Genomic DNA, 20,105 nt, shown 5'->3' with positions numbered 1-20,105 from the left:
AAACAGCTCAGGCTTTAATTTTATTGGCTTTAATTTTATTGTTTTTATTCTTTTGGAAAGAAAATCATTTCATTACTTATTTTATCTGAATTCTTTAAGAAATAAGTAATGTTAAGGTTGAATATTTTTATAGGTTCTGTATTGTTTTCTATGTAAAGTTCTAATTTGTAAAATCCTTTTTTTGTATATATTAGTGAATAGCTTTTAAAACCCCCATTTATATTTTTAATTTTAAAGATTTTATATTTTAAAAATTTGTTATCAACAAGCTCGCTTTGAATCAGATATTTATTTGCTTCTTTGTAGTTTGGATTTAATAAGCCGTAGTCAGGTTTATTAATCATTATGCTTTTTACAAAATGTTCAGTTAGTTTATAAATATTTTTTTCTATTTCGCTTGTTGGAAAATTAGTATAGTATTCTTTTTCTAAAATTAAATTAAAAGATGAATATTGTTTTATTTCTTCGTTTACTTTTTTTTCAATTGATATGTCCAAAAGTCTAGCATTAAGTGAAAAATTTAACAATGTAAATAATAGCATTATAATTATTTGAATTTTCATTTCAATTCCTGATTTTTATTAATTATTTTTTTTACTTTTTCAATTTCTAAAGGTATTTTGCTTTTTCGCTTTGAATTTAGTTTTTCTTTTAGTAAAAGATTGTTAAATGCTTTTGCAAGCTCATATACTTTTTCTTCGCTTAAAGTAAAAGGAATTTGAATTTTTCGATATTCTAATGGATCTTGTAAAATTTTTGTCATTAAAATAATAGGCTTTAAAAAGCTTGCCTTGAAGAATTTATAAAAATTCATTAAAAAAATGGTAAATGATGCAAACAATGCAAATAGAAAAATTCCAAGAATAGAGTCGCTTTTTCTTTGCAAATATTTGTCTATATAAAATTTTGTCTTTTCTATTTCGATTACTTTGTATTCGCTAGGACTGTAGTAAACAAATATTTCGTCTGATTTTGAGTATATTATGTCTTCTTTTTCTTTGATTATTAAGATGAAGGGATATTTTTCTTTAATATAAGCTTTTTCATTTATTATTGATATATTTTTAATAATATTAAATTCTTGTTTTTCTGGTATTGAATTTACAATTTTTGAGCTTGATATTATTATAAAAAATGTAAATGGTATTAACAAGCTTATTGAAAATGTTCTAGCAAATGCTGTTAGTATTAGGTTTTTTTCTTGTGAATTGTAATAGATTTCTATTATTAGATCATTAAACCTAAGAAGTCTTAAAAATCTCAGCTTGAAAAGTGATAGCATTATTGGATTTAATATGGTTTCTTGGGCAACAATTATGTTTTTAAGCTGATATGAACTGTAAAATACTAAAGGGATAAGGCAGTGAATTATATCGAAGAATAGATTGTTTCTAACGTATATTTCTAATCTTTGGGAAAGGTAGGCTTTAGTTATTTTGTATAAAAAAATAAAAATAAAAATTGTGTCAAATAAAAACCCAAGAAATATTAGAGCAAATCGTATTTTGTATGGTAAAAAAAGAATTATTGAGAGTTCTTCAACTAAAAGTTCAAATATTGAAAAAATTATTATTGCTTTTAAGAAAATCGAAAATTTTTTTACCATTTATTTACCTTAGCTATTTCTAATAATTCTTTAATTATTCTTGAATCATATTCCCTAGAGCCCGATTGTTTTATTGAAAACCAACTCTCATCGTACCCAATAAAACCCTTGACTGAATTGTTTTTATACTTTGGAATTCTCGCTCTGGCTGAAAAAATGGCAATTAATGTTGAAATTGGAGACATTGTTTGTAAAATGTCATATTTAAAAAAGCTTTCGATTATAAGTTTGGCTGTTTTTTCGTCTAGAAAATCAGTATCATTGCTTATTGCTTTTGAAGTCGATTCAATATTTTTAATAGTCAATTCTATTTCTTTTTCAAAGCAGTATTTAATTACCAATACTTTTAAGAGAAGTAATATCTTTATATAATTTTTTATGATGTCTGATGAATAAAGGGCTTTATTTTCCTTTTGTATTAAGTATACTGTGTAAGAGTTTTTTCCTTCAAATAGTTTATTTATGTAAAAAGTAATATACCCGTTACTTATAGTATTAAAATTATAAAAGAATTCTTTTCTTAAAGATGAGTTGATTTTAACGAAGTTAAATACCAAATTCAAGTCGTTTTTTGTTAATTCTTTGGTAAAGAGAGGCTTTACAATGTTAAAATCAATAGCTTCAATACCAGATAAAACAAATGGCGTAATCATTATATCTGTTTTATCTTTGACGTACTGAATTAAATCTTTTAGTTCTGATTCAAAATCATTCTTGATAAATGTAGTAATAGTTTTTTTGTTTTCTTTTAAATAGTTGAGTATTTCAATTTCTTTTTCTATAGCAGATAAACTTTTTATGCTTTCATGATTAAATAGGTAATGATATATGTAAGGAAAATATGGTTTTATATTCATTTAATTAGGTCCAATAGTTCAAGAGGATTATGGAGTATATATTTTGCTCCGTTTTGTTTTAATTCTTGAATACTTCTAAACCCCCAAGAAACTCCTATTGGTATGAATCCGGCGTTTATTGCAGTTAGCATATCCACATCACTGTCTCCAATATATGCAATTTCTTCTTTGCGAACATTTAATTCTAATATCATATCAAGGGCATTTCCAGGATCTGGCTTTGGTGGAAATTTTTTTGAATAACCTCTGATTTCAAAAAAAAATATATTTCCAAAAATATTTTTTACTAAACTTATTAATTCTTCGTGATTTTTATTACTTAAAATCCCAATTGGAATGTTAAGTTTATTCATATTTTCAAGAAGAGTTTTTATGTTTTCGTATGGTTGTGTTTGAGATGAAAGGTTTTTGTTGTATTCTTTTACAAATTCTTTGTAAAGTTTATCTTGTAAATTAGGATTATTGTATTCAAGAGATAATAGCTTTAGGGTGTCTATTACGAACTGGTTAAATCCTCTGCCAACAAGAGCATTGAATTTGTTTAGTTCGATTGTATTGTATCCCAAGTTTGAAAGAGCCATGTTCATTGAGAATGCAATATCCATAATGCTATTTACCAGGGTTCCATCCATATCAAAAATGCAGGCTTTGATTTTCATAGTACTCTCTTTTTATAATAGTTTAGTCATTCTTTTATTTTAGCATTAATTTATTTTCTTTATTAAGGTTTTTATATTTTAAGCATTTTTTATTTATTAGTAATTAATTTTTATAAATAACTTATTTTGTTTATTAAAATATAAAAATGTTATTGAAAATATAAATTTTAAGTTTTATTATATTTCATTAGAATAGAATATTGTAAGTCTTTGTGTTTGATGTTTATTAGGGTTAAATTTTAATGAAAGAAGATATATTGGTATTAGAAAATATTACAAAAAAGTATGGCAATTTTATTGCCAATGATAATGTTTCTATTAAATTTAAAGCGGGGGAAGTTCATGCTATTCTTGGAGAAAATGGTGCTGGAAAGACTACCCTAATGAAGACTATTTATGGAATTCATCAAGTAAATAGCGGTCGAATTATTTTAAAAGGTCAAGAAGTAAACTTTAAGGATTCAAGTGAGGCTATTCGAAATGGTATTGGAATGGTTTTTCAGCATTTTATGTTGATTCCGCAGTTTACTGCTGTTCAGAATATTATTTTAGGGTATGAAAATTCAAAATTTGGTTTTATTGATTACAAACAAGCTAGAAAAAAAATAAATTATCTTTCAGAAAAGTATGGTTTAAAAATAGATCTAGAGAAAAAGGTTGAAGACTTGAGTGTTGGTATGGAGCAAAAAATAGAGATATTAAAAGTTCTTTATCGAAATGCAGATATTATTATTTTTGATGAACCTACTGCAGTGCTTGCTCCAAGTGAAGTTGATGATTTTATAAATATTTTAAAGGTACTCACTCAAGAGGGTCATACTGTAATACTTATTACTCATAAAATAAAAGAAATTAGGTCTATTGCAAAGCGATGTACAATTATGCGTCTTGGGAAGACTGTAAAAACTGTTAATATTGCTGAGATTGATGATAAAGATCTTACAAAATTAATGATAGGCAAAGAAATTGCACTTCGCTCATCCAAGATTCAATTCAAAAATCATTTTAATGTTCTTGAAATAAAGAATTTAAGTGTTAAAGATGAGAGGGGAATTTTAAAGGTTAAAGATGTTAATCTTGATCTGAGAAATGGTGAAATTCTTGGGATATCAGGTATTGAGGGAAGTGGTCAAGAGGACTTGGTTGATGCAATTTTGGGTTTGAAAAGCATTTTTAAGGGCGATATTTTTAAAAAAAATTCTTCAGGTAATTTGGAATCTTTAAAAGGTTTAACAATTAAGCAAATAATAGATAAAAAAATTGGCAATATTCCTTCGGACAGGCAAAGACATGGTCTTATTTTAGAATTTAATGTTATGCAAAATATTGGGCTTAAAAGCTTTGATAATTCTGATTATTTGAAATTTAAAAAAAATCATTCAAAGAGTAATTTTGATTTGAAATTTAATTTTTTCAATTTTATTAAAAGACAATTTGATAAGGTTAAAAGACAATTTATAGGGTTTGATCTTAACATTTTAAAAAAATTGAGCAACCAACTTGTAAATTATTTTGATATTAGACCAAGAAATATTTTTAATAAGGTAAAATATTTATCTGGGGGTAATCAGCAAAAGGTTATTATTGCTCGTGAGATTAGTTTAGAGCCAGATGTTCTTTTAGCCATTCAGCCTACAAGAGGACTTGATGTTGGAGCTGTTGAGAATATTTATAAAAGAATAATAGAGCAAAGAGATGCGGGTAGATCTATTTTATTAGTTTCTCTTGAACTTGATGAGCTTGTTAATGTTTGTGACAGGATAGCTGTAATGCATGATGGAAAGATAGTGGGTATTTTAGAGGACAATTTTGATATTGATGTTATTGGTAAAATGATGATAGGTTTAAATTGAATGATGATTAGTAAAAAAACATGCAGTAAACTTGTATTGAAATTTTTAAATTCTTCAGCATTTGTTAGTATTTTTGCCCTATTTGTTGGATTTTTAATTGTTGGGCTAGTAGTAACGGTGTTTGGCTATTCTCCTTTTAGGATGTATTTTATAATACTAGAGATTATATTTTCTTCCCCCAAGCATTTAGGTTATATTTTAAGCTATGCAGCCCCTTTGATTTTTACAGGTCTTTCTATTGGAATTTCTTTAAAAACAGGTCTTTTCAATATTGGGGTTGAAGGTCAGTTTATACTAGGATCTATTGTTGCTTTAATAGCAGCAGTTTTACTTGATTTGCCTCCAATTTTACATGTAATTACTATTTTTGTTATTACCTTTTTAGCAGCAGGTAGTTTAGGAATTTTAATTGGATATTTAAAAGCTAAATTCAATATTAGTGAAGTGATTTCAGGAATAATGTTTAATTGGATGTTATTTTATTTAAATAATATAATTTTAGATTTTAGTTTTATTAAAAGAGATAATAGTGATTTTTCAAAGCCTATTAAAGAGAGCGCATTTATTGATTTTTTAGGATCTTGGAAACTTTCACCAGAAGGTCTTGCTTATAGGGCTTTGCATCCTTTTGTTAATGAGCTTTTAAAAGCCCCTCTTCATTTTGGAATAATTTTGGGTATAATTTTTGCTATTTTAATGTGGTTTTTGCTTAATAAAACTATTATTGGATTTAAAATAAATTCCACAGGAAGTAATATTGAAGCTTCAAGATGTATGGGTATTAATGTAAAAGCGGTTCTAATCTTTTCAATGTTTCTCTCAGCAGCTATTGCAGGCCTTGCTGGCGCTGTTCAAATTATGGGTGTTAATAAAGCCATATTTAAGCTTTCTTTTATGGAAGGAATTGGTTTTAATGGGATAGCTGTTTCTTTAATAGGAAACAATTCGCCGATTGGCATAATATTTTCTAGTATTCTTTTTTCTATATTGCTTTATGGAAGCAGTAGGGTTCAAAGTTTAATGGGTCTTCCATCTTCAATTGTATCTTTAATGATGGGAATAATTGTTCTTGTAATTTCTGCTAGTTATTTTTTAAATAAAATCTTTTTAAAAGGTGTTAAGAGTGTCAAATATAATAATATTCTTGATTAGTGAAACTTTAATAAATTCTCAAACCTTAATTTTAGCTGGTCTTGGGGGTCTTATAAGTGAGAAAAGTGGAATTATTAATATTGGACTTGAAGGAATAATGACAATAGGAGCATTCTCAGGAGCCACAGTTGCGTATTTTACACATGACCCATTGTTTTCAATTTTTGTTGGTGGATTGGCGGGGCTTGTGCTTGCTATTTTGCACGCTGTTTTTACAATTTTTTTAAAATCAGATCAAATTATAACCGGAATGGCGCTTAATTTTTTAGGACCCGCTATTGCTGTTTTTATAAGTACTTTGATTTTTTCTTCTATTTCAACTCCGCCCATAGAAATAAAGTTGCCGATACTTTTTAATGGAATTTTAAGCAAAACATCTTTTATATTTCAAATTTTTGGTAAAAGATATTCTGTATACATTGCAATACTAGGTGTGTTTTTATTTCATATTGTTTTTAAATATACTAAAATTGGGCTTAGAATTAATGCTAGCGGTGAAAATCCAGAGGTATTAGAGTCTGTTGGGGTTAGTGTAAATAAGATTAGATTTTTTTGTGTTCTTTTGAGTGGGTTTTTAGCGGGGGTTTCGGGTGCTGTTCTTACAACAGTGATTGCATCAAGCTATGTGCAGGGGGTTACAGGTGGGCAGGGTTTTATTGCTATTGTAATGTTAATTTTTGGAAAATGGACGCCTTTAGGAGTTTTAATGGGTAGTTTTTTGTTTTCATTTGTGAAAACTTTGGCAATTGTTTTGGCTCAATCGCCTTTTTTGTCTTTAATAATGCCTCCCAAAATGTTAGTTATTGCTCCATATTTGATTATTATTTTAAGTCTTATTTTTTTTTCAAAAAGAAATAATGCTCCTAAGTTCTTAGGAATACCTTATAAAAAGCATTAGTAGTCAATAATAGCTGGTAATTTGTTTTTCATGTTGTGAAAATTCTTTTAATTTTTTAAGAGTTTTTAATTTTTTGCTGTAAAATTTTTTTTGATACCCTTTTTGATTTTTAGTTTGTTTGATTAAATAAGTAGATGATTTGTGAGGTAGTTTATTATGCTATTGAAGCTTAAATACAGGTTTGTTGGTTTTTTATTATTGTTTTTAATTTTTATACTATTACTTTTTTCTATGATTTTTAACTTTGTTTTATGCGGTTATTTAGAAGATTATTATAAGCAACTTACAAGGGCACAATTAAGAAGAGCAGCTTTTTCTACACAATCTTTTTTGGATACTTTGTATGTTATAGTCAGTGGCGCAGCTTCTAATTTGGCACTTGAAACTATATCAGAATTTGCAATGTCTGAGAATAGAGGAAAAGATTTTTCTGAATCTGAATTGGTAGATTTAAGAAAAAATTCAAAATTTATTATTGATTCTGTAAAGGTAAATAAAAAATATCGACGGTACTTATACAATTTTATGACTAATCTTAAAAATGATACCTTTTTTGAAGAATTTGCATTTTTTGATTTTGAAGGAAGAATAATTGTTAGTACAAGACATGAAAATAATATGGATTTTGGTCATTCTGAGGCTAATACTAATTATTTTAAAAAAGCGGTTGAGGATTATAAGCAAAACCAATTAAAATTTGTAGGCTGGTATTCAAATCTTTCTGAAGGAATATCTGCAGAGGTTGCCATTAGGTCTAGGCAAAGCGAAAAAAAGGCTTTTGCAATAATTGTGCCTGTATATTCTCCAGAAGATAAGCTTGTTTGTGGATATTTGGCTGGATATTTACTTAATGATGTTTTAGCAGATAGTTTTGATAGATTTAGATTTGGTTTTTATAAAAGAGGCAATTTTATTTATGTGGATCCTAATAATATAGCGGTTAATCCTTTTGAAGAATACAATGAAACTAGCAGGGTTAGTTCTAAATTTTTAAATACCCTTAAAGATGTTTTTTCTAAGCCACCTCTTTTATCAAATATTTCTACTGAAGTATCGGTTTATACCATTGATAGAATACTTTTCTCCGAAATGGGGGAGGAGTGTTATTATGCACTGTTGCCCATAAGTAGTAAATTGGGAGAAAAAGGCGGAGTACTTATTGCTAGGCTTCCTTATAAAGATATTTATGGAGTAATATCTAGTATAAGATTTCAGTATGTTTTATATTCTGTCTTAGGTATTATTGTATTAAGCATTATTCTTTTAGCGAGAATAGACAGGATTATTAGTTTTCGTTTAAATGCAATTAGAGTTTTAGTTCAAGATATGGTTAGTGGAAATTTAGATAAAGATTATGCTCTTGATGATAGCGATGATTTTTCTGATGAGCTTAGCATGTTAAGTCTTCAGGTTGTGAAGATGAAAAAAGCTATTTCTGTAGCAATTGCGAGTGTTTTGAGAAATATTAGCTATGTAAATAAGGCAAGTTTAGAAGTTGCCAGTTCGAGTCAAAATTTAAGTTCTAGTGCTTTACAGCAGGCATCTGCTCTTGAAGAAATGTCAGCTAATGTTGAGCAAATAGCTTCGGGTGTTAATATGAGCGCGAATAATTCTTATGAAACAGAGCAAATAGCTTTAAAAACTAATGAAAATTCCCATATAGGTGGTAAGGCTGTTGAAGAATCTGTTATTGCTATGCAAGATATTGTAGAGAAAGTTAGTGTTATTGAAGAAATAGCTAGGAAGACGAATTTACTTGCTTTAAATGCGGCTATTGAAGCTGCAAGAGCAGGTGATGAAGGAAAGGGATTTGCTGTTGTGGCTAGCGAGATTAGAAAGTTGGCTGATCTTAGTAAAATTTCGGCTCTTGAGATTGGAGAGTTAGTTGAAGATAATTCTAGAGTAGCAACTGAAGCAGGAGTGATCTTTAAAGAAATGCTACCAGAAATAGAAGAAACAGCTAATCTTGTTAAGAAGATTTCAGAAGGTAGTTCTAAGCAGAGTGATCAAATTGCTCAATTTAAAATGGCTTTAGATCAAGTTGGAGAAGTCGTTCAATCTTCAGCTTCAAGTAGTGAGCAACTTTCTAGTATGTCCGATAAAATGCTAGAAAAGTCTAAGGAACTTAGGAAATCTGTATTATTTTTCAAAATTAAAGATTCTAAGATTGAAAATCTAGAAAATGGTGATTATGATTTTAGATTAATAGATTGTCCTGAAGATTCTTTTAAAGATGAAAATCAAAATTTTAAAAGCAATGAAATTTCGACTTTAAATGGCAGTAGGCATAATAATCATTCTTTAAGTATTGAGGCTGAGTCTTCTGTAAGAGCTATTAATAAGCGAGTTGATCCTAAAAAAGCCATTGATATTGCTGATAAGGATTTAAATTTCGATGATGATTTTTCAGAGTTTTAGAATTTATTTTTTGTAAAAGAGGTGGTTATTATGAATCTGAAAGCTAGGATGTTACTACTTGTTCTTATTCTGATAGCATTCTTTATATCAATTTTATTTTTTGTGTTTGGAATGTTGATTAATAGTAAATTAGTAGATCAGCAGTTTGATCTTATGATAAATCTTATTGGAAATATTAAAAGTTCTTTTAACCTTTATATTTCTTCAATGGAAGAGAAAGTTAGGGTTAGTTCCATGTATTTCAATTCTGCTGAAAAATTTAATGAGGCTAGTAAGATTAAATCTAAAAGGTTGAGTTTAATTTCAGATCAATCTGAAATTCTTGTTCAAACTGGTAGTAATATGATGGTTACAAATAAAGAAGGTGAAATAGTTTTTACTACGGCTGTTAAGGATAATAGTGATTTTGGCAGGTCTATTGGAGATAGGGAATATTTTACAAAACTTAAAGAGTCTCAAAACATTGTTTACAATTCCTTTGTCATGTTGGCAGATCCCAAGTCTATTGAAGAATCTTTAGTTAAAAACATTTCTAAGATAAGAAATAAAAAAGGCCAGATTCCTTACATATTAATAGGTATACCATTAAGAGATTTTGGCACAGGCGATATTTTTGGTTATTTTATGTTTTTTTATTCGATGGATTATATATGTAGGTCTTTTAGAGGGATTAATTTTGGAATACTCTCTAGTGGTCGCGCATTAGCTTATGATATTACGGGAAAATTTTTAGTTCATCATACAGTACTTCCAGGTGATGTTTTGACAGATCTAAGTGCTTCTTATTCCAATATTCTTAAAAAAACATCTGAAGATTTGTTGCAAAAAAATAAAGAAACTTCAACTGTTTACTATTATGATCCTAATAACAGTAAAAAATATGTGGGAATTAGTCAAAAGGTGTTATTAAATTTGTCTAATAGTAAATTTATTCTTTTAATAAGAACCTCAGAGGATGATTTTTATTACATGTCGAGAGCTACATCTTTAATCTTGGGTATTAGTTTTGCGGTTACATTACTTATTCTTGCTATTGCAACTCTTTATCTTGTGAAAAAGCTGAGCGCTTCTTTAAATAAGATATTAGAATATTCTGAGCGACTTGCTTCTGGTAATTTTACTGCTGATGTTAATTTTGGTAGATGGGATACTATAGAGCTGTATAGTTTGTATGAAGGTTTTGAACAATTGAGAACCAATTTTTCTTCAGTTGCGAAAGGTGTCATTGAAAATCTAGATTACCTTTATGAAAATGCGATTCAAATAGCGAATGCAAGTCAGAATTTAAGTTCTGGTGCTGTTGAGCAAGCATCTACTTTAGAGCAAATGACAGCAAATATTGAGCAAATATCACAAGGCGTTTCTGAGAATACTGAAAATGCATCTACTACTGAAAAGATTGCTGTTAATACTAATGAGAGGACTAAAGAGGGGCATAAATCGGTTGTTAAAGCTATTGAGGCAATGACTGTAATTACTGAAAAAATTGGAATTATTGATGAGATAACAAGGCAAACCAATTTGCTTGCTTTAAATGCATCGATTGAGGCTGCACGAGTGGGAGAAAAGGGTAAGGGGTTTGAAGTGGTGGCTGCTGAAGTTAGAAAGCTTGCGGATCAAAGCAAAGAATCAGCAAGAGAAATTATTGATATTGCAAACAGAAGCTTAACTGTTGCAAGCCGTGCTGGGGAAAATTTTGAACAAATAGTTCCTGGTATGGAGCAAACGGCTAGACTTGTGAAAAATATTTCTAATGAAAGTTCTAAGCAAAGCGTTCAGATAGAGCAATTTAAGAATGCAATAGAACAGGTTAGTCAGTTGGTTCAGACAACAGCTTCAAGTAGCGAAGAGCTTTCTGCAATGTCTGAAAAAATGTTAGAGAGTGTAAAAGATTTAAAGGAATCTGTTGATTACTTTAAGATCGAAAAGTAAGGAGAAGATTGAAAAATTTTCTCTAACTTTTTGGCGGATTATTATTCTAGGACTTTAAAAATTTTAGCACCCCCTAGACATTCTGTGTTTTTATAAAAAATTGCAAATTGTCCCGGAGAGATTCCACAATCTTTTTTATTTAAATAAATTTCAATTAAGTTATTTGTAATAAGTTTTAATTTGCACGAATATTTTTTTTCGCCGTGCCTTATCTTAATTTTGAAATTTTCAAAATTTAAAGGTGTGCCATTTATCCAATGTATTTCGTGAACTAAAAATTTTCGTTTTGCTTGTTTTGAATAATTCTCATTATGGGAGATGTATATAATATTTTTTTCTAGGTCTTTTTCTATGACGAACCACGGTCCATTGCTAAGCTTTATTCCCCTTCTTTGTCCAACTGTAAAAAACCAATATCCGTCGTGAATTCCTATTATTTTTCCTGTTTCTTTTTCAATTATATTGCCTTTTTTCTCACCAAGATGATATTTAATAAATTCGTTATATTTAATTTTTCCCAAAAAACAAATACCTTGACTATCTTTTCTATTTTTGTTGGGCAAATTTATGCTTTTAGCAATTTGTCTTACTTCGCTTTTAAGTAATGTTCCTAATGGGAAGTATAGTTTTGACATTTGGTTTTGAGATAGATGAGATAAAAAGTAACTTTGGTCTTTAATTTTATCTTTTGCTTGTTTTAAAAAAAATTTTTTATCTTTTTTTTGTATTTTGGCGTAATGTCCTGTAACAACTAAGTCATACTGTTTATTGATTTTTTCAAAAAATGCTCCGAATTTTATTCTTTGATTACAAAAGATATCTGGACTTGGGGTGTTACCACTTTTTAGTTCTTTAATAGTATAGCTTACCACTTTGTTATAATATTCTTTTTGAAAGTTTATTATTTCATATGGTACATTAAATTTATTACATACAGCTTCAACGTAATTTAAATCTTCTTGCCAAGGACAGCTTCCAATATAAGACAGCTCATCTTCAAGCCAAATTTTTAAATAGTAGCATTTTACATTTGTATGCCCTTTGTTTATAATTCTGTAAAGGGCAACAGAGCTGTCAACCCCCCCAGATAAAAGTACGGCTATTTTCATAAATTTACCTTTTTAGGCTTTATTATATAAGATTTTGCTAATTTTTGTAAATTATAATATAATACTTAAATCTATTAATGTGGTGGGGATTATGAAAGTAGGCATTAGTGATATTAGAATTTTTTTACCTTTAAATTATTTAGACTTTTCTGTCCTTTTGGAAAATCCTTTATATTCTTCCAATGAAATTTTGTTTAAAAAAATCAATAGGGCGATAGATGCGACTTTACAAAAAGGTTTTAGGTTTACCAGTCCTAATGAGGATAGTGTAACCATGGCAAGTTCAGCTGTTAAGCTTATTTTTGACAACAATAATCTTGATTTAAGTAAAATTAGAATGCTTTTAGGTGGAACTGAGACGGGGGTTGATCATTCAAAGGCAATTTCCTCTTATGTTTTTGGAGCTTTAAAGCAGTCTGGTATTTGTTTGGGAAATAATTTTCTAACTTTTCAAGTTCAGCATGCGTGTGCTGGTGCTGCTATGTCTTTACACAGTGTAGCAAGTGTTTTAAGCCATACTAATAATTCTGAATATGGCATAGTTTTTTCTTCAGATATTGCGCATTATAGCAATCTTACTACGGCTGAGATTACTCAAGGAGCTGGTGCAACTGCAATTCTGGTTGAAAAAAATCCAAAGCTACTTTCGATCAATTTATCTGAATTTGGAGTTTATACCGATGATGTTGATGATTTTTTTAGGCCTTTTGGAAGTGTTGAGGCTAAGGTACGTGGTCAATATTCAGTTGAATGTTACAATAATGCAAACGAAAATGCTTTAAGAGATTTCGCTACTAAAAAGCAACTTAGTATGAAAGATTTATTTTCTAATTATAGATTTATTTTGCATGTTCCTTTTGCTAAGATGCCGATAGATTCGATGCATTATATTTTAAAAAAATATTACAGTGATGACGAATCTGTTAGAAATAATTATTTAGAATCAATAGATTTTTACGATGGGGTTGAAGCTGCTATGGAAGTTGGTAATTTGTATACGGGTTCAATTTTTCTATCTTTAGCATTTTATTTAAAAAGAGTGCTTTGCAAGAAAGATATTACAGGAGAAAAGATATTGTTTTGTTCTTATGGATCTGGCAATATTATGGTTATTTATGAATTTACCATTGAAAAAGGTGCTTTTGATGTTGTTAAATTATGGGATTTTGATAAGCTTTTGAAAAATAGAAATAATGCAAATTTTGAAGAATATAAAGATTTTTTTCAAAATAAAGTAGTTCCTGGTGAATCCAGAGGATTTTATTTAAAAGAACTAAGGGATGATGGATACCGAGTGTATGGGTATCGAGCCTAATATATTAGAAAATAAAAAAAGACATATTGATATTTGTTTAAATAAAAACGATGTTAAAAGTGGTTGTAATTTTTTAAAATTTGTTAAGCTAAAACATAATGCTCTTAGCGATTTTAATTTTTCTGAGATAAACATAAAAGAAGAAGTATTTGGATACAATATTAGCATGCCTGTTTTTATTTCTTCCATGACAGGAGGTAGTAAAGAAGGAAATGATTTTAATAAATCTTTAGTTAAAATTGCAAATTGTTTAAAAATTCCCATTGGTTTAGGTTCTTTTAAGCTTTTGTTTAAGTATCCTGAGTATATAAAAGACTTTTCTCTTAAGAGCTATGCTTGTAATATTCCTTTGTTTGCCAATATTGGCGCTGTTCAGATTGCTGAGTTTGGTATTTCTAGAATAGCTGAAATGATTAAGAGATTAGAAGTTGATGCGATTATTGTGCATCTTAATGCGGGGCAAGAATTGATGAATGTTAATGGCGACAGAAATTTTAAAGGAATAAAAGAGTCAATAGCTCAATTGTCTAACTTTTCAAGTGTTCCAGTAATTGTCAAAGAAACAGGTTTTGGAATTTCTCCAAACGACGTTAAAGAATTATTTAAGCTTGGGGTTTTTTATATAGATCTTGCGGGAAGTGGTGGAACCAATTGGGTTTTAGTAGAAGGTATGAAGAGTAATAATCTAAATATTGCGTCTTGTTTTTCTGATTGGGGTATTCCTTCTACTTTTACTTTACTTAGCATTGATGATTCTCTAAAGGCTAATATTTTTGCATCTGGTGGATATGAGACAGGTATGGACATTGCTAAAGGCATTGCTCTTGGAGCTAGGCTTATAGGCGTTGCCGGGGTTGTTCTTAGAGCTTTTTACAATTCAGGAGAAGATGGGGTGTTTAGTCTTTTTTCTGATTATGAGCATGTTTTAAAAATGTCTATGTTTTTAAGTGGAAGCAAAAACTTGTCAGAATTTAGAAATAATAAGTATTTTTTAAGTAGCTATTTACTTGCTGAGCTTAGGGTTTTTAAGCAATTTTATGAAACTTAGTAAAAATTTTAGACATAAAAGTGTTTTAGAAAAAAGGCAAGAGATAAAAAGTTTTTTGGGATTGTCTTTTAAAGATTTTTTTTATAACAATGTCAATGAAGATTTTCTTTTTAATATGATAGAAAATTATATTGGATATTTATCTCTTCCTATTGGAATTGTAAAAAATTTGAAAATAAATGACAAATATTATTCTTTACCTATTGCGACAGAAGAATCTTCTGTTGTTGCTGCCTTAAATTTTGCGGCAAAAATTCTTGAAAATGCTAATTTAAGTTATTCTTTGGATGAAGTTTTGGGAATTTCTCAAATTTATGTAAAATCGGGAAAAGATTTAAGTAAAGTTTTTACTGATCTTGGTGATAAAATTAAGACCTGGATTGAACCCCTTTTAATTAATATGAATCGAAGAGGAGGTGGGTTTAGAAGATTATCAACTAGGTATATTAAAGAGCTTGGTATTCAAAAATTAAATATATATTTGGATACTTGTGATGCTATGGGTGCTAATTTGTTAAATTCAGTTGCAGAGCGTGTAGCAGAATGTATTTTTTTAGAATTTGGATATGAATGTGTTTTAAAGGTTTTAAGCAATGATATTGGTGAATTTACAACCAAAGCCCGGTTTGTTTTAGATTTTAAGCATCTGCTATTAAGTGAAGAGGATTCTTGGAATTTGGCTAAAAAAATTGAACTTATTTCTAGCATAGGTTTTTACGAAGAGGAGCGTGCTGTTACTAATAATAAAGGTGTTATGAATGGAATTACAGGCGTGTGTCTTGCAACTTTTAATGATACAAGAGCGCTTGAGGCCTCTGTGCACAGATTTGCTTCAAAAAGTGGCAAATATCTTCCCCTTAGTAAATTTTATATTACTAATAATGCTTTGGTTGGAGAAATTGAAATTCCTTTACAAGTTGGAACTAAAGGTGGGGTTATATCTTTTAACGAAGCTTCAATTTTAAGTTTTAAAATTATGAATGTAAATAGCAAGAGTGAGTTTATTGGCATTCTCTCTTGTGTTGGACTTGCTAGTAATTTTGCTGCATTAAGGGCTCTTGCATTTAATGGGATTCAAAAGGGTCACATGAGATTGCATGTTAATAAAATACTCCACCTTTTAAGGATAAAATATAATATTTCTGATTTTGAGAAAGACAAATTATTAATAGAAATGGAAAAAATGGGTATTTATTCTGTTGATTTTGCTTTTAAAATTTTAAAGAAAATAAGGTTAGAGAATGAAAATAAAGTGCAAAGCTAATGCAAGCTTAGCTTTAATTAAATATTGGGGCAAGAAGGATGTTTTTTTAAACATTCCAGCGACTTCTAGTCTTGCTGTTAGTGTTGATAAGTTTTATTCAATAAGTGAGCTTGAACTTTCAGATCGAGATGAAATAATTTTAAATTCAAAGCCAGTTATATTGCAAAATAGAGAAAAGGTGTTTTTTGATTATGCAAGAAAAATTCTTGGTGAACCAAATGTTAGATTTAAAATTAAAAGTGAAAACAATTTTCCAACATCAGCAGGCCTTGCAAGTTCAAGTTCAGGGTTTGCTTCTATTGCTGCTTGTATTTTGAAATATTTTAATAAATATTCTTTTAATAGTGTATCTAATCTTGCAAGAGTAGGATCAGCTTCTGCAGCAAGGGCTATTTATGGGGGCTTTACTATTTTAAAAGAAGGTTCAAAAGAATCTTTTCAATTAAGAGATGAATCTTATTTTAATGATTTGCGCATAATATTTGCCATAATTGATAGCAATGAAAAAGAATTGTCTTCAAGAGCCGCAATGAATATTTGTAAACATCACGGATTTTATTATGATGCTTGGATTGCTTCTAGCAAAAAGATTTTTAAAGATGCTTTATATTTTTTTTTAAAAAAAGATTTTATACATTTTGGAGCAAATGTTGTAAAAAGTTATCAGAATATGTTTGCTTTAATGTTTGCATCTTCTATTTTTTATTTTAAAAGTAGTACAATAGATTTAATTAAATATGCTGCTAATTTGAGAAATGAAGGAATTTTTGTATTTGAGACAATGGATGCGGGTCCCCAAGTAAAGTTTATTTGTTTGGAGAAAAATTTAAATACTATTTTAAAAGGACTTAAGAAAAATTTCACTGGCATTAATTTTATTGTTTCAAAGGTTGGGTGTGACTTAGAATGGATTTAATTAGCTTTTCTGTGCCTGGAAATTTGCTTTTAATGGGGGAGTATACTATTCTAGAGGAGAAGGGTTTGGGATTGGCAATTGCCATTAATAAGAGAGCATTCTTTTCTTTTAAAAAGAGCGATTCTTGGCGGTTTTTTAGTAAAAAGAAAGAGATAGATGATTTTTCTTTAATAGAAAATAGAAATGATTTTGTTTTTAAAATGTTTGCGCACTTAAGTCAAAATTGTTTTTTTAATCTAGAAAGCTTTGCATATGATGTATATATTGATACAAGTGATTTTTTCTTTAATGATGGAACTAAAAAGGGATTTGGCTCAAGCGCTGTTGTTGCTATTGGCATAGTGTTTGGACTTTTTTTAATTCATAATTCTACTAATGTTGTTGATAAAGATGAAATTTTCAAATATTGTTTAGAAGCCTATAGACACTCTCAAGGGGGAATAGGTAGTGGATATGATATTGCTGCTAGTATTTTTGGAGGTGTTATTGAGTTTGAAGGTGGTTTTGCTCCTAAATGTAGGCAGTTGGACTTTGTAGAGTTTAATGATTTTTATTTGATGCAAGGTTTGCAAGCAATTAAAACCACCACCTCTATTTATGAGTACAATAAACATAGAGATTCTATTTTAGATTTTATATTGAAATGCAATTTGGAGATGAAAAAATTTGTTTTAAGTGTTGATGGTTCTAAATCTACATTAATTTCTAGTTTAAAAAGAGCTAAAGAATTAGGATTAGCAATTGGAGAGGCAATAGGAGTCCCCGCATCTTTGCCTCCAAGTTTTGAGCATCTTCAAGATCAATGTGATTTGATTAAAGCTTTGGGAGCCGGAAATGAAACTTTTTTAGTTTATAGGCCCAATATTAAAGCTTTTTCTTTGCCTAAAATTATTCCTATTGTTTTGGAGCACGAAAGTATTAAGTTTGAAAACGATAAATGCTAAGAATAAGAAAGCCGGCTAAAATATTGTTTTTAGGTGAACATAGTGCTGTTTATGGGTTTCCAGTTATTGGAGCTACGGTGCCAATTTATATGGATCTAGTTTACAGTGTTTCTAAAAATTGGAAATATTTGGGAAAACCCAATACTAAATTAAATAGTTTAATAAGCTTTATTGTTTCAAATTACGGCAAGGTTAATCCGATTGAGTTTACTATTCTTTCTGAAATTCCTATTGGTGTTGGTCTTGGGTCTTCGGCTAGTCTTAGTTTATGTTTTGCAGAATATATTAAAAGCCATTTTGAATATAGAGATTGTAATAAACTTTTGTTGGCAAATCAAATTGAAAACATTTTTCATGGTAAATCTTCTGGAATGGATATTAGGTTAATTGATCTTGGTGGAACTTTTTATTTAGAGAAGAAAGAGGGTGTTTTAAATTCAAGAAAGGTAAAAGATTCTGGTTTTTGTTTTTTAATAGGAGCGATAAAAAGAGATTTTACTACCAAAGAAATAGTTATTAATTTAAAAAAACAGTTATTATCCAATGAGGATTTATTTGTTTTTATTGAAAAGCTTGGTCTTGCTGTAAGCAATGCTTATGTTTCTTTTCAGAATAAGGATGTATATTCTTTGGCTGGCGAAATGAATATTGCACACCGTTGTTTAAAGCGTTTGGGATTGTCTAATGATTCTCTTGATTGGTTAATAAGCAAGGGGATCGAGTTAGGCGCTCTTTCTGGTAAGTTGAGTGGTTCTGGCAAGGGAGGAGCGTTTATTTTTCTTTTTGAAAGTCAGGAAAAAGCCAATAAAGTTCAAAAAGAATTAAATAGTATGCTGATAAATTCTAAAATAAATTTGGCCTTAGAATTAAAAATAATTGAAGTTTAGGTTATTTTTGGGCCCAGAGAGATTCGAACTCCCGACATCCTGCTTGTAAGGCAGGCGCTCTGACCAACTGAGCTATGAGCCCTTTTTACTATTAAGTAGTATACAGTATAAACTTTAATAGTGTCAATTCTCATTTCTTCTTTTTCCAAAAAGAACTACAAATATATCTATATTGTCAGCTGTTTTTAATCTATAGCCGCCTATTTTAGTGGTATCTTTATTAATAAGAGCTTCTTTGTGGCTTGGGCTATTAAGCCATGCATCAACTACTCTGTTAAGCTCAATTCCTGATGCTAATATTTCTCTTGTTAAATTAAAGGATTCGTCGTATTTATGTATTCTTTTCATTGGTGTTGTGCCAAAAAGGGTATGAGTTAGTGTTTTATTTTCACCTAGTTTAATGGCATATTCTTTTGCAACTTTTTCAAGAACATCGTCTATTTCTAGATGGTTTAGATTTAAATTTTTCCTTAATTTAGCAATTTCTGAATATAGAATTTTCATATCTTCTCTTGTATCTATTGGGTGCAATGTGTTTAAATTACATGCTTGAGACAAAAAAAGTGTAAAAATCAAAATCAATTTTTTCATTAAAGATCCTTTTTATTTATTATGGTATTAAAATTATAATTATATCTCATTATGTATTATAATGATTGTATCAAGGAGATAGTTATGGAAAAGTATTTAAGTTATATAAAAAAGGATAATTTGGACGAAATAAACTCAAAATTACAAGAACTCTTGGCAAGTTTGCATATTTTTTATTCTAATTTAAGAGGTATTCATTGGAATATAAAAGATACCAATTTCTTTGTTATTCACAAAAAAACACAAGATCTTTATGAATATATTGAAAAGACTATTGATGTTGTTGCAGAACGCTCAAGAATGCTTGGATATGATTCTGAATTTAGATATTCTGAGTTTATGAAAAAATCCTTTATTAAGGAGCTTGATATTGAAACAACTTCTAATTTTTTACTTTCAATGCAAAGCGTTGTTTCCAGCCTTACTGAGATTTTAAAAAATATTTTTGGAATGAGAGAATTGATTGACACTGCTTGTGATTATGGTACTGCTAATATTATGGATGACATCATGAGTGATCTTGAGAAATATTTATGGATGCATAAGGCATTGCTTGAAAATTGTGATTGTGTTTGTCACGATGATCGCAAATGTTGCGAGTGTGATATGAAATAATAATTTTATTAAAAGGTTTGGCTAATTAATGCTTAGTTTAT

Annotated in this window: 18 protein-coding genes and 1 tRNA gene; 12 read left to right on the top strand and 7 right to left on the bottom strand. The window is 29.1% G+C overall.

Annotated features, from left to right (window positions below; all coding sequences use genetic code 11):
• Nucleotides 1-44 precede the first annotated feature (44 nt).
• From HNR35_RS00865 to HNR35_RS00850, 4 genes are read right to left on the bottom strand one after another with little or no spacing between them, the layout of a single operon-like run.
• Entirely contained in the window at nt 45-563 is a 519-nt protein-coding gene (locus HNR35_RS00865; protein WP_006433770.1) for a hypothetical protein, read from the bottom strand.
• The gene (locus tag HNR35_RS00860; RefSeq protein WP_183223318.1) at nt 560-1,606 is read right to left on the bottom strand and encodes a hypothetical protein; all 1,047 of its coding nucleotides are present in this window, start codon (nt 1,604-1,606) and stop codon (nt 560-562) included. Before HNR35_RS00860 ends, HNR35_RS00865 begins: the two co-directional genes overlap by 4 nt.
• A complete protein-coding gene (locus tag HNR35_RS00855; protein WP_183223316.1) occupies nt 1,600-2,463 on the bottom strand; it encodes a hypothetical protein in 864 nt (287 codons plus the stop codon). The genes HNR35_RS00860 and HNR35_RS00855 overlap by 7 nt, the downstream gene beginning before the upstream one ends.
• Nucleotides 2,460-3,122, bottom strand: coding sequence for an HAD family hydrolase (locus HNR35_RS00850; protein ID WP_183223314.1), 663 nt, complete (start codon nt 3,120-3,122; stop codon nt 2,460-2,462). The genes HNR35_RS00855 and HNR35_RS00850 overlap by 4 nt, the downstream gene beginning before the upstream one ends.
• A 242-nt stretch (nt 3,123-3,364) precedes the next feature.
• Here HNR35_RS00850 and HNR35_RS00845 point away from each other — a divergent pair, with 242 nt between their 5' ends.
• The 5 genes from HNR35_RS00845 (at nt 3,365) to HNR35_RS00825 (ending at nt 11,375) form a co-directional block, all read left to right on the top strand.
• Nucleotides 3,365-4,975: an ABC transporter ATP-binding protein gene (locus tag HNR35_RS00845; protein ID WP_183223312.1), complete on the top strand. Its 1,611-nt coding sequence runs from the start codon at nt 3,365-3,367 to the stop codon at nt 4,973-4,975.
• Entirely contained in the window at nt 4,976-6,127 is a 1,152-nt protein-coding gene (locus tag HNR35_RS00840) for an ABC transporter permease (RefSeq protein ID WP_183223310.1), read from the top strand. It begins immediately after the preceding gene.
• Nucleotides 6,099-7,025, top strand: a complete 927-nt coding sequence (locus HNR35_RS00835; RefSeq protein WP_183223308.1) for an ABC transporter permease subunit — start codon at nt 6,099-6,101, stop codon at nt 7,023-7,025. The genes HNR35_RS00840 and HNR35_RS00835 overlap by 29 nt, the downstream gene beginning before the upstream one ends.
• Before the next feature lie 156 nt (nt 7,026-7,181).
• The gene (locus HNR35_RS00830; protein WP_183223305.1) at nt 7,182-9,443 is read left to right on the top strand and encodes a methyl-accepting chemotaxis protein; all 2,262 of its coding nucleotides are present in this window, start codon (nt 7,182-7,184) and stop codon (nt 9,441-9,443) included.
• Between the two features lie 30 nt (nt 9,444-9,473).
• A complete protein-coding gene (locus HNR35_RS00825; protein WP_006433745.1) occupies nt 9,474-11,375 on the top strand; it encodes a methyl-accepting chemotaxis protein in 1,902 nt (633 codons plus the stop codon).
• Between the two features lie 41 nt (nt 11,376-11,416).
• Here the strand turns inward: HNR35_RS00825 and mnmA are convergent, their stop codons facing one another.
• On the bottom strand, nt 11,417-12,484 hold the full coding sequence (mnmA, locus tag HNR35_RS00820) for a tRNA 2-thiouridine(34) synthase MnmA (protein ID WP_183223303.1): 1,068 nt from the start codon (nt 12,482-12,484) through the stop codon (nt 11,417-11,419).
• 91 nt (nt 12,485-12,575) lie between these two features.
• Here mnmA and HNR35_RS00815 point away from each other — a divergent pair, with 91 nt between their 5' ends.
• From HNR35_RS00815 to mvk, 6 genes are read left to right on the top strand one after another with little or no spacing between them, the layout of a single operon-like run.
• Nucleotides 12,576-13,799: a hydroxymethylglutaryl-CoA synthase gene (locus HNR35_RS00815; protein WP_183223301.1), complete on the top strand. Its 1,224-nt coding sequence runs from the start codon at nt 12,576-12,578 to the stop codon at nt 13,797-13,799.
• Nucleotides 13,783-14,847 (top strand): type 2 isopentenyl-diphosphate Delta-isomerase, encoded by a 1,065-nt coding sequence (gene fni, locus HNR35_RS00810; RefSeq protein ID WP_183223603.1) that lies wholly within the window; start codon nt 13,783-13,785, stop codon nt 14,845-14,847. Before HNR35_RS00815 ends, fni begins: the two co-directional genes overlap by 17 nt.
• On the top strand, nt 14,837-16,111 hold the full coding sequence (locus HNR35_RS00805) for a hydroxymethylglutaryl-CoA reductase, degradative (protein WP_183223299.1): 1,275 nt from the start codon (nt 14,837-14,839) through the stop codon (nt 16,109-16,111). The genes fni and HNR35_RS00805 overlap by 11 nt, the downstream gene beginning before the upstream one ends.
• Nucleotides 16,089-17,027 (top strand): diphosphomevalonate decarboxylase, encoded by a 939-nt coding sequence (mvaD, locus tag HNR35_RS00800; protein ID WP_183223297.1) that lies wholly within the window; start codon nt 16,089-16,091, stop codon nt 17,025-17,027. Before HNR35_RS00805 ends, mvaD begins: the two co-directional genes overlap by 23 nt.
• Nucleotides 17,018-17,971, top strand: a complete 954-nt coding sequence (locus HNR35_RS00795) for a GHMP family kinase ATP-binding protein (protein WP_183223295.1) — start codon at nt 17,018-17,020, stop codon at nt 17,969-17,971. The genes mvaD and HNR35_RS00795 overlap by 10 nt, the downstream gene beginning before the upstream one ends.
• Nucleotides 17,965-18,858 (top strand): mevalonate kinase, encoded by an 894-nt coding sequence (gene mvk, locus HNR35_RS00790; RefSeq protein ID WP_183223292.1) that lies wholly within the window; start codon nt 17,965-17,967, stop codon nt 18,856-18,858. The genes HNR35_RS00795 and mvk overlap by 7 nt, the downstream gene beginning before the upstream one ends.
• An 8-nt stretch (nt 18,859-18,866) precedes the next feature.
• Here mvk and HNR35_RS00785 read toward each other — a convergent pair.
• Both HNR35_RS00785 and HNR35_RS00780 read right to left on the bottom strand, forming a co-directional pair.
• Nucleotides 18,867-18,940: transfer RNA gene (locus HNR35_RS00785), tRNA-Val, on the bottom strand.
• A 41-nt stretch (nt 18,941-18,981) separates the two neighbouring features.
• Nucleotides 18,982-19,449, bottom strand: a complete 468-nt coding sequence (locus HNR35_RS00780; RefSeq protein ID WP_183223290.1) for a BB0689 family surface lipoprotein — start codon at nt 19,447-19,449, stop codon at nt 18,982-18,984.
• A gap of 84 nt (nt 19,450-19,533) precedes the next feature.
• Here HNR35_RS00780 and HNR35_RS00775 point away from each other — a divergent pair, with 84 nt between their 5' ends.
• Complete coding sequence (locus tag HNR35_RS00775) at nt 19,534-20,064, top strand: Dps family protein (RefSeq protein ID WP_006433716.1); 531 nt, start codon at nt 19,534-19,536, stop codon at nt 20,062-20,064.
• The last annotated feature ends 41 nt before the right edge of the window (nt 20,065-20,105 follow it).

Source organism: Borreliella spielmanii, assembly GCF_014201705.1.
Taxonomy (GTDB): domain Bacteria; phylum Spirochaetota; class Spirochaetia; order Borreliales; family Borreliaceae; genus Borreliella; species Borreliella spielmanii.
Note: the sequence above shows the minus strand (reverse complement) of the source record. Positions and strands in the feature narration are given on the sequence as shown.